7 protein-coding genes are annotated in these 18,070 nt (G+C 66.5%); 6 read left to right on the top strand and 1 reads right to left on the bottom strand.

Features of this window, described 5'->3' with window-relative positions:
• Positions 1–53: 53 nt before the first annotated feature.
• The 3 genes from ACCQ05_RS09150 to ACCQ05_RS09140 all read left to right on the top strand — a co-directional run bounded on the left by ACCQ05_RS09150 (position 54) and on the right by ACCQ05_RS09140 (position 7,074).
• Positions 54–4,148 (top strand): CHASE domain-containing hybrid sensor histidine kinase/response regulator, encoded by a 4,095-nt coding sequence (locus tag ACCQ05_RS09150; protein WP_372393569.1) that lies wholly within the window; start codon positions 54–56, stop codon positions 4,146–4,148.
• Between the two features lie 33 nt (positions 4,149–4,181).
• Positions 4,182–5,174: an HD-GYP domain-containing protein gene (locus ACCQ05_RS09145; RefSeq protein WP_104540345.1), complete on the top strand. Its 993-nt coding sequence runs from the start codon at positions 4,182–4,184 to the stop codon at positions 5,172–5,174.
• Between the two features lie 472 nt (positions 5,175–5,646).
• Complete coding sequence (locus tag ACCQ05_RS09140) at positions 5,647–7,074, top strand: DHA2 family efflux MFS transporter permease subunit (RefSeq protein ID WP_372393568.1); 1,428 nt, start codon at positions 5,647–5,649, stop codon at positions 7,072–7,074.
• Positions 7,075–7,266: 192 nt separating this feature from the next.
• Here ACCQ05_RS09140 and ACCQ05_RS09135 read toward each other — a convergent pair whose 3' ends face one another.
• A complete protein-coding gene (locus ACCQ05_RS09135; RefSeq protein ID WP_372393567.1) occupies positions 7,267–12,273 on the bottom strand; it encodes an NAD-glutamate dehydrogenase in 5,007 nt (1,668 codons plus the stop codon).
• A gap of 277 nt (positions 12,274–12,550) precedes the next feature.
• Here ACCQ05_RS09135 and ACCQ05_RS09130 point away from each other — a divergent pair, with 277 nt between their 5' ends.
• The 3 genes from ACCQ05_RS09130 to ACCQ05_RS09120 are packed head-to-tail and all read left to right on the top strand — an operon-like array spanning position 12,551 to position 17,727.
• Positions 12,551–13,210 carry a TetR/AcrR family transcriptional regulator gene (locus ACCQ05_RS09130; RefSeq protein ID WP_228964341.1) on the top strand — a complete coding sequence of 220 codons (660 nt, stop codon included), beginning with the start codon at positions 12,551–12,553 and terminating at the stop codon, positions 13,208–13,210.
• Between the two features lie 14 nt (positions 13,211–13,224).
• Positions 13,225–14,544 carry an efflux RND transporter periplasmic adaptor subunit gene (locus ACCQ05_RS09125; RefSeq protein WP_228964340.1) on the top strand — a complete coding sequence of 440 codons (1,320 nt, stop codon included), beginning with the start codon at positions 13,225–13,227 and terminating at the stop codon, positions 14,542–14,544.
• Between the two features lie 12 nt (positions 14,545–14,556).
• Positions 14,557–17,727 carry a multidrug efflux RND transporter permease subunit gene (locus ACCQ05_RS09120; RefSeq protein WP_228964339.1) on the top strand — a complete coding sequence of 1,057 codons (3,171 nt, stop codon included), beginning with the start codon at positions 14,557–14,559 and terminating at the stop codon, positions 17,725–17,727.
• The last annotated feature ends 343 nt before the right edge of the window (positions 17,728–18,070 follow it).

Below are 18,070 nucleotides of genomic sequence, written 5' to 3'. Positions count from 1 at the left end.
TCGGCCAGGACACTGGGCACTGGGCACGCAACAGGCAAGGCGAAGGAACGAACATGCCGAACGGCCGTTGGAATCTGCGCAGGAAATACGGACGCCGTGCCTTCATCTGTGCAGTACTGATTCTTGCCGCCGGCCTGATTGCGGCCATCGTGTCCGGTGTGTGGTTGCAACGGCATAACGAACTGGAGCGCGACCAACGGTTTCAGTTCGTGGTGCGCACCCTGACGCGCAATATCAGCGAGCGCATGTATACCTTCGAGCACGGCCTGCGCGGCGCGCGCGGCGCGGTGATCGGCGCCGGCAGCGAGGTCATCAGTCGCGAACGGTTCACCTTGTACAGCCGCTCGCGGGATTATTCGCGCGAGTTTCCCGGCGTGCTGGGATACGGATACATCCATCGGGTTGCGCCCGCCGACGAGGCGCGATTCCTGGAAGCCGCACGTGCCGACGGCGCGCCGGACATCCATCGCCGTCCGCTGGCGCCGTGGGACGGCGAACGCTACATCGTCCTGTATTTCGAACCGGAGTCGTCCGGCAACCGGCCCATCGGCCTGGACATCGCCTCCGAGCCGCGGCGGCGTGCGGCCGCCCTGCAGGCCGCGCGCGCCGGCGAACCGATCATGACCTCGCCGGTCTCGCTGTCGGGCTATCGCGTGCCCAGCGAAAGCGGCTTTCTGGTACTGCTGCCGGTGTATCGCGAAGGCATGCCGTTGCAGACTCCGCAACAGCGCATGGCGGCGACCAATGGCTGGGTGTATGCGCCCTTCAGCGTCGAGCAGATGGTCCGCAGCGCACTGGGCGAACGCGACGACGTGGCGCTGGATCTGTCCGATCGCAACGAGCCCACCCATAACTTCTATCGCAGCGGCACGCCCGCCAGCGACAGTGCGCGGCGGCGGCCGGTCGTGCAGCTGCTGCCCATCTACGGCCGCACCTGGGTCATCACCGCCCATCCCACCGCCAGCTTCGTCGCCTCGCTCAACCAGACCTCGCCGTGGCTGGTCGGTGGCCTGGTGATGGCGACCTCGGTACTGCTGGCTGCACTGCTGGGCCTGTACTTCAGCAACGGGCTGCGCCGCGAGGAAGTGCTGCGCAAGCAGATGGAACTGGCCGCACTGGTCAGCCATTCCAGCGAAGCCATCGTTGCCGAGACGCCGGATGGCCGCATCACCCACTGGAACCCAGCCGCCGAAGCGATGTTCGGCTATGCCGCGGACGATGCGATCGGCCAGGACCTGGGCATGCTGCTGTCGCCGCAGCCGTACACGATGCCGGACATCGACCAGCCCGACCAGCCGCACCCGGTCAATGCGTCGGCAGCACTGAGCGTGCGCCACCGCGACGGACATCAGGTGCATGTGCTCGCCAGCAAGGCACCGATCATCGAAGCCGACGAAACGCTCAGCGGCCACTCGCATTTCTTCCGCGACATTTCCGAGCGGGTGCGCTCGCACCAGCGCATCATCGATCTGAACGCTTCGCTGGAACACCAGGTGGCCGAGCGCACCAGCGAGTTGGTGAAGTTCTCGGTGCTGCAGCGCGCGATCCTGGCGCATGCCGGTTACGCCATCATCGCCACCGACTCCAGCGGGTTTGTCACCTTGTTCAATCCCGCCGCGGAGAAACTGCTGGGCTACGCCGCCGAGGATGTGATCGGCCGGCGCAAGGCCAGCCAGTTCGTCGAGCTCGAAGAGCTGCAGGAGCGCGCGCACCGGCTGTCCGAACAGACCGGCACTCCGGTGGCGCCGACGCTGGAGGCGGTGGCCGCACTGACCAGCCTGGGCCGCAGCGATACCAGCGAATGGACCTATGTCAGCCACGATGGCCGCCGCCTGCCGGTGCTGCTGACGCTGAGCACCCTGCGCGACGACAACGACCAGGTGATCGGCTATCTCGGCGTGGCGGTGGATCTCACCGAGCAGAAGCTGCACGAGAAGCAGCTGCGGCTGGCGATGGATGCGGCCAAGAGCGCCAACCAGTCCAAGTCCGATTTCCTGGCCAACATGAGCCACGAAATCCGCACCCCGATGAATGCCATCCTCGGCATGCTGTATCTGCTCCAGCGCAGCGAACTTCCCAGCGCCGCCCAGGACATGGTCACCAAGATCGACCGCTCGGCGCGCAGCCTGCTGGAGATCATCAACGACATCCTGGACTTCTCCAAGATCGAGGCCGGGCGCATCGACCTGGAGCGTGCGCCGTTCGACCTCAACCAGCTGTTCGACAACATCGCCGACCTGATGCGCTCCTCGCTCAGCGCCAAGCCGGTGGAGATGATCGTCGAGCCCTTGCCGCGCGACAGCCGCTGGCTGCTGGGCGATGCGCTGCGCATCAACCAGGTGCTGGTCAACCTGGTCGGCAACGCGATCAAGTTCACCGAACAGGGCGAAGTGGTGCTGTCGGTGCGGCGCTTTCCCAGCGGCGACCCGAACAAGGTCAAGCTGCTGTTCTCGGTGCGCGATACCGGCATCGGCATTTCCAAGGAAAAGCAGAGCCTGATCTTCTCGCCGTTCCTGCAGGCCGATACCTCTACCAGCCGGCGCTACGGCGGTAGCGGCCTGGGCCTGACCATCAGCCGGCGGCTGATCGAGCTGATGGGCGGCGAGCTGGAAGTGGAGAGCGTGCCCGGCCGTGGCAGCGAGTTCTACTTCGTGGTGACGCTGGAAAAATCCGACCCGCCGGCCGCGCAGAGCGATGCGCCGCTACCGCCGCCGGAGGCGATGCCGCGCGTGCTGATCGCCGACGACCACGATGCCGCACTCAACAACCTGGCGCGCATCGCCACCGAACTGGGCTGGCGCGTGGATGCGGTGGCCAGCGGCCAGGCCGCCCTGGCCGCGATCGAGCAGGCCACCGAGCCCTACGACATCTTCCTGCTCGACTGGCGCATGCCCGACATCGACGGCGTGGCCATCGCACGCCAGATCCGCGCGCGCGCCGCGCCCGGCCCGCACCCGGTGATCGTGATGGTCACCGCCTACGAACGCCGCCTGCTGGAGCAACATCCCGAGCAGCAGGACCTGGATGCGGTGATGACCAAGCCGGTCACCAGCGTGGCGTTGCATCGCCTGGTGGAACAGCTGGCCGACGCGCGCCCCGGCGCACGTCCTGCCGCACCCACCTTCGTGTCGCGGCGGCTGGAAGGGGCCAACCTGCTGCTGGTGGACGACAGCGAAATCAATTGCGAGGTGGCGCAGCGCATCCTCGAAGGCGAAGGCGCCATGGTGACCGTCGCCCACGATGGCGAGCAGGCGGTCAACGTGCTCAAGCGCGCGCCGGAGCTGTTCCAGCTGGTGCTGATGGATGTGCAGATGCCGGTGGTGGACGGTTACGAGGCCACCCGCAGGCTGCGCCAGATCCCGGCCCTGGCCAGCCTGCCGGTGATCGCCCTCACCGCCGGCGCCTTCCGCCCGCAGCAGGAAAAGGCCCTGGAAGCGGGCATGAACGGTTTCATCGCCAAGCCGTTCAACGTGGAGGAACTGGTCACCGCGATCCGCCATTTCATGCACCCGGGCATGCGCCGCATCTCATCGCTGCCGCACGAGACCGACAGCAATGACGGTCCGGAATGGCAGCACAGCGACCCGGAGCTGCTGGACGCCGCGCGCGCGCGCAGCCTGTGGCGCGAACGCGAGCCGTACGCACGCTACCTGCGCAAGCTGCTGCGCGAAAACCCCGACCCGGCCGGCGTGGCAGCCGAGCATCTGCGCAACAACGCGTTGCCGGCGATCGGCGCCATGGCGCACAAGCTGCGCGGTGCGGCCGGGTCGCTGGCGCTGCCGGCCCTGGCTGGCGCCGCAGGCGATCTGGAGACCCGCATCGAGGATGGCCACGACATCACCACCGCATTGAGCGCGCTGCAGGACATCATGCAGCGCACGGCCGATGCGATCCGCGCCTTCCTGCAACACGACACCGATGAGACCGGCAGCGATGGCGACGAGGCCGCGCTCGATGCCGACAGCGTGCAGATCCTGGAGGCGGCCTTCGCCAGCGACGATGCCGACAAGATCGACCACGCCCTGTTGATTTGCGCACCGCGCCTGGCGCGTACGCTGCGGGAAGAACTGCAACGGTCGGTGGAGGATTTCGACTTCCGCCGCGCCGAAGCCACCCTGCGCGACTGGCAGGCCACCCACCCACGCTGAGGGCGATCTCCCGTACCGCTGCAAGGACCTCCCATGCCGTCCCGTCCCCTGCTCTGTGTCGACGACGAGTCCAGCAACCTGGCGACGCTGCGCCAGTTGTTGCGCGAGGACTTTCCGCTGGTGTTCGCCAAGTCCGGTGGCGAAGCGCTGGAAGCGGTGAGCCGGCATTGCCCGGCGTTGATCCTGCTGGACGTGGAATTGCCGGACATGGACGGCTACGCGGTGGCACGTACGCTCAAGCAACAGCCGTCCAGCAGTGCCATCCCGATCCTGTTCGTCACCTCGCGCAACAGCGCGCACGACGAACGCGCCGGGCTGGAGGCGGGCGCGGCCGATTACGTCAGCAAGCCCTATTCCCCGGCCCTGCTCAAGGTTCGCATCGGTACGCAGCTCAAGCTGGCCGAGAGCGCGCGCCTGGCGCAGCAGTACCGCGATGCGATCCACCTGTTGGGCACGGCCGGCCAGGGCCAGGACGTGGACACCGGCGCGCATATCTGGCGCATGGCCGCCTATGCCCGCGTGCTGGCCGAAGCGGCCGGCTGGTCGCCGCAGCAGGCGCAGCTGCTGCAGGACGCCGCACCCTTGCACGATGCCGGCAAGATCGCAGTACCCGGCAGCATCCTGCACAAGCCCGATGCGCTGGACGAGCACGAACGCTCGGTGGTGCGGCAACACCCGCAGGCCGGCCACGACCTGCTGCGCCACGGGCGCGGACCGGTGTTCCAGCTGGCCGCCGACATCGCGCTGCACCACCACGAATGCTGGGATGGCAGCGGCTACCCGCACGGCCTGGCCGGCGAGGCCATTCCCGAAGCCGCGCGCCTGGTGGCGGTGGCGGACGTATTCGACGCGCTGTGCGGACGGCGCGCCTACAAGGCCCCATGGACGGTGGAAGACGCAATGCGCAAGCTGGAAAGCATGTCCGGCAAGCAACTGGAACCGCGCCTGGTGCAGCACTTCCGCCAGGCGCTGCCGCAGATCCTGCAGATCAAGGACGCCTGGGACAGCCCGACGCCGCAGCGCTGATTCGGGGAGCTGAGACAGCCGCCCATTCGCGATCTCAGGTTGGCTGTCTTCCGCCGCACCCTCACCCCAACCCCTCTCCCGCAGGGAGAGGGGCTTTTCCAATGGCGATCCCTGTCCGCGTGCTACGCCTTGATCCTTCTCCCCTCGGGAGGAGGTGGCGCATAGCGCCGGATGAGGGTACGGGCAGCTCGGTGACGACCAGCCGACGATGCATCCCTTCGCGCGCCTATATCGTCATTGCGCGCGATCACGTCACACCAGCCGCCTTCGCCGCCCATCTTCGCATCACGCCGACACCCGCCACCAAACCACCGCCTCTGCATCGCCAAGCACGCACTGTTACCCACGTGCGCTTGAACCCCGCCCCACACCAGCGGACAATACCGATGTTGCGCCGCACAACACCGTGCGACGCGGGCCGATCCGGCTGCCCCTGCGGCGCCGTCGATACGGCCCGGCAACCGAGAGTCCGATGTCCTCCAGCGTGTCCGAGGCCGGCGCCGCGCCGCCGTCCTATCCCGATTACCGCATCATTTCGCTGATCCTGGCCTGCGCCATCTTCATGGAGCAGATGGACGCCACCGTGCTGGCGACCGCGCTGCCGACCCTGGCGCGCGACTTCGGCGTTGCTGCGCCGGCGATGAGCATCGCCATGACCAGCTACCTGCTGGCCTTGGCGGTGCTGATCCCGGCCAGCGGCGCGATCGCCGACCGCTTCGGCCTGCGCCGGGTATTCGGCGCCTCGATCTGGGTGTTCGTCGGCGGCTCGATCCTGTGTTCGCTGGCCGACAGCCTGCCCACCATGGTGACCGCCCGCGTGCTGCAAGGCGCCGGCGGGGCGATGATGGCGCCGCTGGGCCGGCTGATCCTGCTGCGCACGGTGGAGCGCCGCCACCTGGTGTCGGCGATGGCCTGGACCCTGGTGCCGGCCTTCATCGGCCCGATGCTGGGCCCGCCGCTGGGCGGGTTTTTCGTCTCGTATCTGGATTGGCGCTGGATCTTCTACATCAACGTGCCGATCGGCATCGCCGGTTTCCTGCTGATGCGTAGCTTCATCCCGGAGATTCCCAACGAATCGGTGCCGGCACGGTTCGACCTGCGCGGCTTCGTGCTGTGCGGCACCGCGCTGGGCTGCCTGCTGTTCGGCCTGGAGATGGTCAGCCAGCACGACGGTCTTGGCGTGGCCAGCTGGCTGCTGGCGATCGGCGCCAGCGCGGCCATCGGCTATCTGTGGCATGCGCGCCACCACCCCGCTCCGCTGCTGGACCTGACCCTGCTGCGCATCGACTCGTTCCGGCTGTCGGTGATCGGCGGCGCGTTGATGCGCATCACCCAGGGCGCGCACCCGTTCCTGCTGCCGCTGCTGTTCCAGATCGGCTTCGGCTTCAGCGCCGCGCACAGCGGCCGGCTGATCCTGGCCACCGCGCTGGGCGCACTGCTGATGCGCAGCATCACTCCGCAGCTGCTGCGCCGCTTCGGCTACCGCAACAGCCTGATCGGCAACGGCGTGCTGGCCAGCCTGGGCTACATGGTGTGCGCACTGTTCCGCCCCGACTGGCCGCCGGCGCTGATGTTCGCCCTGCTGCTGTGCTGCGGCGCGTTCATGTCGTTCCAGTTCGCCGCCTACAACACCATCGCCTACGAAAGCGTGCCCACCGCGCGCATGAGCCGCGCCAGCAGCCTGTACACCACCCTGCAGCAATTGATGCTCTCGGTCGGCGTCTGCGCCGGCGCGATGATCCTCAACCTGGCGATGCTGGCCGGCGGTCACGCCCAGCCCCGGCAGGGAGACTTTTCGCTGGCCTTCTGCGTGGTCAGCCTGATCTCGCTCAGCGCCACCTGGTGGCATTTGCGCTTCGACAAGCATGCCGGGCAGGAAATGAGCGGGCATCGGGCGTAGGCGGGCATCGCAACGATGCCGCGGGAAGTCGGCGCATTTTCGCCGCCGACCGGGGATGACGCGATCGACACCGTGGCCTCGCGGTGCGCCCGACACGAAACGGCCGCCAGGACGGCGGCCGTTTCGTTGCATCCTTCGATGATCTGAAGCGATGACGACGAAGCCTGCGCTCCGTCGCCACCTGGCGCACGCCTACACCCCGTGCGCCGCCAGCTGCCCCAATCGCTGCACCGCCACCGACACGGTGGGGTAGTCCAGGGTCTTCTGCTCGGCCACGTCGGCGAGCATGGCCAGGGTGAAGCGCAGGCTGGAATCGTCGCGCGCCATCCAGTTGGCCACCTTGTCCTCGGCACTGCCGCCCGGCATGGTCAGCACCTGGCCCACCAGCGCACGCTGATGCGCGGCCAGTTCGTCGCGCAGCACGCCACGTGCCACCGCATGCCAGCGGCCGTTGACCTCCAGCGCATCGATCTGCTCGAACAACCACGGCAGGCGCAACGCATCGCCCAGACGGAAGTGCACCTTGGACACTTCCACCGGCTTGAGCTTGCGGGTGCGTGCGGTTTCGATGATGTCGAAGGCCGGTTCCAGATAGCGCAACTCGGACAGCTGCTGTGCCAGTGCCGGCGGCAGGCCCTTGTCCTGCCATTCCTGCACGCTGGCTTCGTACAGCGGCCGCTGGGTGTCGGCCAGCACGCCCGATGCCACGCGGATATCGTTGAACGGGCCGTGGTAACGCTCCACCGCCGCGGTGATGCCCGGCATCTGGCCCGGGCGCAGCAACAGCCAGCGCACGAACGAACGTTGCAGGCGCCAGATCACTTCCAGCGCATCGATCTGCACCGACTCGGGCACCTTGCCGTCCAGCGCATCGATCTGCGTCCACAGCGCGCGTGCATCCAGCGTTTCGCGGCTGATGGTGTAGGCCTTGGCCACCTCGCCGATGCTGCGGCCGGTGTCTTCCTGCATGCGCATCAGGAAGGTGGCACCCATGCGGTTGATGGTGGTGTTGGTCACCGCAGTGGCGATGATCTCGCGCTTGAGGCGGTGGCGCTCCATCGCATCGGCGTACTTCTTCTGCAGCGGCTGCGGGAAGTAACGCTGCAATTCCTTGGACAGGTACGGGTCTTCGGGGATATCCGATTCCAGCAGCTGCTGGAACGCCACCAGCTTGGAATACGACAACAGTACCGACAGTTCCGGCCGGGTCAGGCCCTGCCCGCGCGCCTTGCGTGCCGACAGCTCGGCATCGGACGGAAGGAACTCGATCTGCCGGTCCAAAAGGCCCTGCAGTTCCAGCGTGCGGATGAAGTGCTGCTTGGAGCCCAGGCGCTTGACGCTCATGCGCTCCATCAGGCTGATGGCCTGGTTCTGGCGGTAGTTGTCCCACAACACCAGCTCGGCCACTTCGTCGGTCATCGACGCCAGCAGCTTGTTGCGTGCGTCATAGGTGAGCTTCTTGGCCTGCACCATGTCGTTGAGCAGGATCTTGATGTTCACCTCGTGGTCGGAGGTGTCCACGCCGGCCGAGTTGTCGATGAAGTCGGTGTTGAGCAGCACGCCGGCCTGCGCGGCCTCGATACGGCCCAGCTGGGTCAGGCCCAGGTTGCCGCCCTCGCCCACCACCTTGCAGCGCAGCTCGCCGCCATTGACGCGCAGGCCGTTGTTGGCACGGTCGCCCACATCGGCATGCGATTCGCTGGCCGCCTTGACGTAGGTGCCGATGCCGCCGTTCCAGAACAGGTCCACCGGCGCCTTGAGGATGGCGTTCATCAGCTCGTTGGGCGAGAGCTGCTTGACGTTGGCATCCAGGCTCAGCGCTTCGCGTACCGGCGCGCTGATGTCGATGGATTTGAGCGTGCGCGGATAGATGCCGCCACCGGCGCTGATCAGCTTGGCGTCGTAGTCGGCCCAGCTGGAGCGCGGCAGCTTGAACAGACGATCTCGCTCGGCGAACGACACCGCCGCATCCGGATTCGGGTCCAGGAAGATATGGCGGTGGTCGAACGCGGCCAGCAACCGGATATGCCTTGAGAGCAGCATGCCGTTGCCGAACACGTCGCCGGACATGTCGCCGATGCCGACCACGCTGAAATCCTGGCTCTGGCAGTCGCGATCCATCGCACGGAAGTGGCGCTTGACCGATTCCCACGCGCCGCGCGCGGTGATGCCCATGCCCTTGTGGTCGTAGCCCACCGAGCCGCCGGACGCGAACGCATCGCCCAGCCAGAAGCCGTGGTCCAGCGCCAGGCCATTGGCGATGTCGGAGAACGTGGCCGTGCCCTTGTCGGCGGCAACGACCAGATACGGGTCGTCCTGGTCGTGGCGCACCACCTGCGGCGGCGGCACGATCTTGCCGCCGACGATGTTGTCGGTGATGTCGAGCAGGCCCTGGATGAACAGCTTGTAGCAGGCGATGCCTTCGGCCTGGATCGCATCGCGATCGCCGACCGGCGAACGCTTGACGTAGAAACCGCCCTTGGCGCCAACCGGCACGATGACGGTGTTCTTCACCATCTGCGCCTTGACCAGCCCCAGCACCTCGGTGCGGAAGTCCTCGCGGCGGTCCGACCAGCGCAGGCCGCCGCGCGCCACCGCGCCAAAGCGCAGGTGCACGCCTTCCACGCGCGGGCCATACACGAAGATCTCGCGATACGGGCGCGGCTTGGGCAGGTCGGGCACGCGTGCCGAATCCAGCTTGAAGCTGATGCAATGGCCGTGCTTTCCGTGCTTGTCGGCTTGGTAATAGTTGGTGCGCAAGGTCGCATCGATCACGTCGATGAAGCTGCGCAGGATGCGGTCTTCGTCCAGGCTGGAGACGCGGTCCATCAGCTTGAGCAAGGTGGCGCGGGTGGCTTCCTGCTGCGCGGCGCGGTCGCTGCCGCGTGCCTCCAGCACCGGCTCCAGCGCCTTCAGCGTGGCCTCGTCGCCGCCTGCCAGCGCGGACAGTTCTTCGCGCAGGCGCTCCTGGCCGGCGAAGATCTGCGCCTTGGTTTCCGAGCCGGTGGACGGGTCGAAGCGCGCTTCGAACAGTTCCACCAACAGGCGCGCCAGCAACGGATAGCGGGTGAAAGTGGCCTCGACATAGGCCTGCGAGAACGGCACTGCGGTCTGCAGCAGGTACTTGCAGTAACCGCGCAGCAGCGCGACCTGGCGCCAGTGCAGGCCGGCGGCCAGGATCAGGCGGTTGAAGCCGTCGTTTTCGGCATCGCCGTTCCAGATGCGCTCGAAAGCTTCGCCGAAGCTGGCATCGGCGCTGGCCGCATTGATCTTGCCGGCGGTGGATTCGACCTCGAAATCCTGGATATAGACCGGCGTGTCGCCTACCTGCAGCCGGTACGGCCGCTCGGAGATCACGCGCAGGCCCATGTTCTCCATCATCGGCATTGCATCGGACAACGGAATGTCGTCGAGCTGGCGATACAGCTTCAGGCGCAGGCCTTCGCCGGCATCCAGGCGCATGCCATCGTCGCGGCGGATTTCCTGCAGGCTCAGATGCAGGTCCTCAGGGCCATCCAGCGTGGCCAGGTGTTCGACGTCGGACACCGCCGATTCGATCGACGAATCCTCGATATAGCCGGCCGGCAGCGCGCGGCCGAAGTTGGCCGCCATGCGCAGGCCGTTGGCTTCGCCGTGCCGGGCCACCAGCGCCTCGCGCAGCGCATCGCGCCAGTTGCGCAACAGGTGCGCCAGCCGCGATTCGAGCTCGGTGGTATCGAATTCCAGCGCCTCGCCGCTCTTGGGCCGCACGATCAGGTGCAGCTGCGCCAGCGGCGATTCGCCCAGCACCACCGACGAGTCGATGTATTCGCCGTGCAGTGCGTCCTTCAACAAGGCTTCGATGCGCAGGCGCACATCGGTGTTGAAGCGCTCGCGCGGGATGTACACCAGCGCCGAGATGAAACGGCTGTACTTGTCGCGGCGCAGGAACATGCGGCTGCGCACGCGCTCCTGCAGGCCCAGGATGCCGATCGCGGTGCGATACAGCTCTTCCTCGTTGGACTGGAACAGCTCTTCGCGCGGCAGCGTTTCCAGGATGTGGCGCAAGGCCTTGCCGCTATGGCTGCTCGGGGTCAGCCCCGACTTGCTCATCACGTACTCGTGGCGCTGGCGCACCAGCGGAATTTCCCACGGGCGGCGGTTGTAGGCGCTGGAGGTGAACAGGCCCAGGAAGCGCTGCTCGCCGACGATGCGGCCCTTGGCATCGAATTCCAGGATGCCGATGTAATCCATGTAACCGACCCGGTGCACGCGCGAGCGCGCATTGGTCTTGGTCAGGATCAAGGCATCCTTGAGCTTGGACGAGGCATTCAAGCCGTGCGCCGCCAGCGTGGTCACCGGGCGCGCCGGCGAGGTGTCGCGGCCGCGCATCAGGCCCAGCCCGGATTCTTCCACCGGTGCCAGTACTTCCTGGCCGCCCTGCTTCTCCACCCGGTACTCGCGGTAGCCGAAGAAGGTGAAATGGTCGGCGGCGGCCCAGCGCAGGAATTCCTGCGCCTCGTGGCGGCTGATGTCGTCGATCGGCAGGCGGCGGGTGGCCAGGTCGTCGGCCAGCATCACCATCTTCTCGCGCATCGCGGCCCAGTCGTGCACGATGGCGCGCACTTCGGCCAGCACCTTGCGGATGGCCGCTTCCACCTTGGGCATCTCGTCGGCGGGCTGGCGGTCGATCTCCAGCACCATCAGCGATTCGCTCTTGCCCTCGCCCACCGCGGTCAGCTTGCCGGACTTGTCGCGCGCGATGCGCAGTACCGGGTGGCCGAGCACATGCACGCCGATCCCCAGGTCCGACAGGGTCATGCTGACCGAATCCACCAGGAACGGCATGTCGTCGTTGACGATCTGCAGCAGGGTATGCGGCGACTCGTAGCCGTGGCTCTTCAAGGTGGGGTTGAACACCCGCACGTTGACCGTGCCGGCCTTGCGGCTGCGCGCGAACTCCAGCATATCCGACGCCAGCGCCGCCCACTGTTCGGGCGGATGGTTGGGGAACTCGTCTTCCTCCATGCGCCGGTAGAAGTCGGCGGCGAACGCCTGGACTTCCGCCTGGCGGGCGGCCGGGTAGCGCTTGCGCAACGCGGCAAACACCGGCTCCAGGGTCACGGCCTGGGGTTCGGAGGCCAGCACGGGGACGGCACGTTCGGCGACCGGTTTGACCGACGTCTTGGACGATTTCGAAGCGGCTTTCTTGGCTGTCATGAGTAGAGCTGGAATGCTCGGTGGAAAACCTGAATTGTACCGATGCCCCGTGACAACGCCTTGCTGCATAGCGCAAACGCACGCCTCCCAGCAGACGCGGCAATGGCTCAAAACCGTATCGCTCTGTAGTTTCGCCAGGCAGCGCCAGCCCGCCGGGCGGTGGATCGCCAGATCCGGCAAAGTCCGGCGCAAGGCTTGGCACACAAGGCGTTGTGCAGAGCCAGAGGCGCTCGTCAAGGCTGTTTAAAAACTAAACTGGACGGTATAGTCTACCGCCATGACCCCTCGCCCACCCCGTGCCGCCCGGCGTTCGGATTGCGATCGCCGCATCCATGCTGCCGTGCATACCTTGCTTGCCGAACGCGGGATGCGGCTGAGCATGGATGCGGTGGCCGAGCGCGCCGGATGTTCCAAGCAGACGCTCTACAGCTATTACGGTTGTAAAGAAAACCTGCTGCGCGACGTGCTGCAGGACCACGTGCACCTGGCCACGGTGCCGCTTGGCACCGCCTCGGGCGACCTGCGCGAGGATCTGCTGGCATTTGCGCTGGCGCATCTTGACCGTCTCAACCGCCCGGATGTGCTACAGACCTGCCGGTTGGTGGAAGCCGAGTCGCACCGGTTCCCCGATCAATCCCAGCAGATCTTCCACGAGGGCGTGGTCGGCATGCAGCAGCGCCTGGCGCATCGCTTCGAGCAGGCGATCGACGCCGGGCAGTTGCGCCATGACGATCCGCACTTCATGGCCGAGCTGTTGCTGAGCATGATCGTCGGGCTGGATTTCGATCGCCAACGCTTCCAGGTCCCCCACCGCGCCGGCCTGGCCGCCAGGCAGCAGTGGGCGCAGTTCGCCGTCGACACCTTTTTGCGGGCGTTTGCCGCGGCCACCGCCGCGCCCGCGCTGGCCCCGCTCGCCCTTCTCTCTTCAAGACCCTAACGGAGTTCCTCCTGATGATTGCCCCGCTCCGCACCTTCGGCCTGGCCCTGGCCATCACCGTGGCGCTCGCTGCCTGCAGCAAGCCCGAACAACAGCAGGCGCCGCCGCCGCCGGAAGTGTCGGTGCTGGAAATGAAACCGCAGACGCTGCCGCTGGAGCGCGACTTGGTGGGCCGCCTGTCGGCGTTCCGCTCGGCCGACGTGCGCGCCCGCGTGGACGGCGTGGTGCTCAAGCGCCTGTACACCGAAGGCACCGACGTCAAGGAAGGCCAGCCGCTGTTCCAGATCGACCCGGAACCGCTGAAGGCCACGCTGCTGCAGGCACAGGGCCAGCTGGCGGCCGCCGAGGCCACCTATGCCAACGCGCAGATCGCGGCCAAGCGCGCGCGCAGCCTGGCGCCACAGCAATACGTGTCGCGCGCCGACATCGACAACGCCGAAGCCACCGAGCGCTCTTCCGGCGCCAGCGTGCAGCAGGCGCGCGGTGCGGTCCAGGCCGCCAGGATCCAGCTCAGCTTCGCCAGCGTCACCTCGCCGATCACCGGCCGCGCGGGCATCCAGCGGGTCACCGAAGGCGCCCTGGTCGGTGCCGGTGAGGCCACCCTGCTGACCACGGTCGACCAGATCGACCCGCTGTACGTGAACTTCGCGATGAGCAGCGAGGAGCTGGCCGCGCTGCGTCAGGCGCAGAGCAGCGGCAACGTGCAGCTCAGCGGCGACGGCAAGTCCACCATCAACGTGGAACTGGGCAACGGCACGCAGTATCCGCACCCCGGCACCCTGGACGTGTCGGCGGTGACCGTGGACCCGGCCACCGGCGCGGTGTCCTTGCGCGCCACCCTGCCCAACCCCGAGCTGGCGTTGCTGCCGGGTGCGTTCGTGACCTTCAAGGCCAGCCTGGGCCAGCGCAACAATGCCTATCTGGTGCCGCAGCAGGCGCTGCAGCGCGATGCGATGGGCGCCTATGCGCTGGTGCTGGGCAAGGACGGCAAGGTGGTGCGCAAGAACCTCACCGTGGACGGCCAGCAGAAGGGCCAGTGGATCGTGACCGGCGGGATGGCGCCGGGCGACCAGGTCATCGTCGACGGCGTGCAGAAGGCCAAGGAAGGTCAGCCGGCCAAGGGTGTGCCGTGGGATCCGAACAAGCCGGCCGCTGGCGCGCAGCCGGGTGCACCGGGCGCCGCACCGGGTGCGGCACCGGCCGCAGGTCAGGCCGGCAAGCCACAGGACGCACCCGCGGCCGACGCAGCCGATGCCGCCGCCCCGGCCGCGCAGAACCAGCCCAAGCAGGACGCGGCCGCACAGCCGTCCGATTCCCAGTCCAAGCAGCAGTGACGGAACCCCGCCATGCCTAAGTTTTTTATCGAACACCCGGTCTTTGCCTGGGTGGTGGCGATCCTGATCTCGCTCGCGGGCGTGATCTCGATCCTGAATCTGGGTATCGAGTCGTACCCGACGATCGCCCCGCCGCAGGTCACCGTCACCGCCAATTTCCCCGGCGCCAGCGCCGATACCGCCGAGAAAGCGGTGACCCAGGTCATCGAGCAGCAGCTCACCGGTATCGACGGCCTGCTGTACTTCAATTCCTCCTCGGCCTCCAACGGCCGCGTCACCATCACCTTGACCTTCGAGACCGGCACCGACGCGGATATCGCGCAGGTGCAGGTGCAGAACAAGGTGTCGCTGGCCACCCCGCGCCTGCCCTCGGAAGTGACCCAGCAGGGTGTGGTGGTGGCCAAGGCCAACGCCGGCTTCCTGATGGTGGCGGCCTTGCGCTCGGAGAACCCGTCGATCGACCGCGATGCGCTCAACGACATCGTCGGTTCGCGCGTGCTCGAGCAGATCTCGCGCGTTCCCGGCGTCGGCAGCACCAACCAGTTCGGCGCCGAGTACGCAATGAACATCTGGTTGAACCCGGAGAAGCTGCAGGGCTACAACCTGTCGGCTACCCAGGTGCTGACCGCGGTACGCAACCAGAACGTGCAGTTCGCTGCCGGTTCGGTCGGCGCCGACCCCACGCCCGACGGCATCAGCTTCACCGCCACCGTCTCGGCCGAAGGCCGTTTCAGCTCGCCGCAGGAATTTGAAGACATCATCCTGCGCACCGACAACAACGGCGCCACGGTGCGACTGAAGGACGTGGCGCGCGTCACCGTGGGTCCGAGCAACTACGGCTTCGACACCCAGTACAACGGCAAGCCCACCGGTGCCTTCGGCATCCAGCTGCTGCCGGGTGCCAACGCATTGAACGTGTCAGAGGCAGTGGGCGCCAAGCTCGACGAACTGCAGGCCACCTTCCCACAGGGCGTGACCTGGTTTGCACCATACGAATCGACCACCTTCGTGCGCATTTCCATCGAGGAAGTGATCCACACGCTGGTGGAAGCCATCGTGCTGGTGTTCCTGGTGATGTTGCTGTTCCTGCAGAACTTCCGCGCCACGGTGATTCCGACCCTGGTGATTCCGGTGGCGCTGCTGGGCACGTTCTTCGGCATGTACGCCATCGGCTTCACCATCAACCAGCTGACGCTGTTTGCGATGGTGCTGGCGATCGGCATCGTGGTGGACGACGCGATCGTGGTGATCGAGAACGTCGAACGCATCATGAGCGAAGAACACCTGGAGCCGAAGGCGGCCACTCAGAAGGCGATGACCCAGATCACCGGCGCGGTGGTGGCCATCACCGTGGTGCTGGCGGCGGTGTTCATCCCCTCCTCGCTGCAGCCCGGCGCCTCCGGTGCGATCTACAAGCAGTTCGCGCTGACCATCGCCATGTCGATGGGCTTCTCGGCGTTCCTGGCGCTGACCTTTACCCCGGCGCTGTGCGCCAGCTTCCTCAAGGCCACCCATTCGGACAAGAAGAACTGGGTCTACCGCACCTTCGACAAGTACTACGACAAGCTGGCGCATCGCTATGTCGGCGTGGTGGGTCATACGCTGAAGCGTTCGCCACCGTGGATGATCGTGTTCGTGGTGCTGGTGGTGCTGTGCGGCTTCCTGTTCACCCGCATGCCGGGCAGCTTCCTGCCCGAAGAAGATCAGGGCTTCGCGCTGGCGATCGTGCAGCTGCCGCCGGGCGCGACCAAGATCCGCACCAATGAGACGTTCACGCAGATGCGCGCGGTGCTGGACAAGCAGCCGGCCGTGGAAGGCATGCTGCAGATCGCCGGCTTCAGCTTCCTGGGCTCGGGCGAAAACGTCGGCATGGGCTTCATCCGGCTCAAGCCATGGGACGAGCGCGACGTCACCGCCGAGGAGTTGATCAAGCAGCTCAACGGCGCCTTCTACGGCATCAAGGGCGCGCAGATCTTCGTGGTCAACCTGCCCACGGTGCAGGGCCTGGGTCAGTTCGGCGGCTTCGACATGTGGCTGCAGGACCGCTCCGGCGCAGGCCAGGAGGCACTGACCCAGGCACGCAACATCGTGCTGGGCAAGGCTGCGCAGAAGGCCGACACCCTGGTGGGCGTGCGCCCGAACGGCCTGGAAAACTCGCCGCAGCTGCAGCTGCATGTGGACCGCGTGCAGGCGCAGTCGATGGGCCTGGAAGTCAGCGACATCTACAGCTCCATCCAGCTGATGCTGGCGCCGGTGTATGTCAACGACTACTTCGCCGAAGGCCGCATCAAGCGCGTCAACATGCGGGCCGACGACCAGTTCCGCACCGGGCCGGAATCGCTGCGCAACTTCTTCACCCCCAGCAGCACCGCCACCGGCGCCGATGGCCAGCCCGGCATGATTCCGCTGAGCAATGTGGTCAGGGCCGAGTGGACCTATGCCTCGCCGGCGCTGAACCGCTACAACGGCTATTCGGCGGTGAACATCGTCGGTAATCCCGCGCCCGGCGGCAGTTCCGGCCAGGCGATGAACGCGATGGAAGAGATCGTCAACAACGATCTGCCACCGGGCTTCGGCTTCGACTGGAGCGGCATGTCCTACCAGGAAATCATCGCCGGCAACGCGGCCACGCTGCTGCTTGCGCTGTCGGTGGTGGTGGTGTTCCTGTGCCTGGCCGCACTCTACGAGAGCTGGTCGATTCCGGTGGCGGTGCTGATGGTGGTGCCGATCGGCGTACTGGGCGCGATCAGCTTCTCGATGCTGCGCGGTCTGCCGAACGATCTGTACTTCAAGATCGGCATGATCACGGTCATCGGTCTTGCGGCCAAGAACGCGATCCTGATCGTGGAATTCGCGGTGGAGCAGCGCGCGGCGGGCAAGACGCTGCGCGAAGCGACGCTGGAAGCGGCACACCTGCGCTTCCGCCCGATCCTGATGACCTCGTTCGCCTTCATCCTGGGTGTGTTGCCGCTGGCGATCTCCACCGGTGCCGGTGCCAACTCGCGTCACTCCATCGGTACCGGCGTGATCGGCGGCATGGTGTTCGCCACCGTGCTCGGCGTGATCTTCATCCCGCTGTTCTTCGTGGTGGTGCGCCGCATGCTGGGCGACAAGCTGGACGAGCAATCCAAGGAATATCTGGTCGCACAGAACGACTCGGGCACGCACCGCCCGGATCGCTAAGCCAGGCGTTCGTTGCAAACCAAAAGCCCCGGCAGTGCCGGGGCTTTTTTGTGCGTTGACCTGGAGGGTTTGACTGCATTTGAACCAAGCAACGACTCGAAGCGGTTTCTCGAATAGCGCGCGGATGGACCAGTTGGAGAGCCTCCAATCGGCGACTTCGTTGCAGGGCCCTTGCCCGCCTACCATCGCAGGACACGCTGCAAGTACGTCCTTGTAAGCTCTTACGCGGCATCCATGCCGCGTAAGGTCCCGCGACGGTAGGCGGGCAAGGACCAATCGCGATGGTCGGTGCGCAGAGTTTCCAACAACGCAGCCCCAGGGATCGGTTTACGGCGTCTCCCTC

It is taken from the genome of Xanthomonas sp. NCPPB 3582, from assembly GCF_041475735.2.
Lineage (GTDB): Bacteria > Pseudomonadota > Gammaproteobacteria > Xanthomonadales > Xanthomonadaceae > Xanthomonas > Xanthomonas codiaei.
The sequence above is the reverse complement of the archived record's forward strand: the minus strand, read 5'-3'. Positions and strand labels throughout refer to the sequence as shown.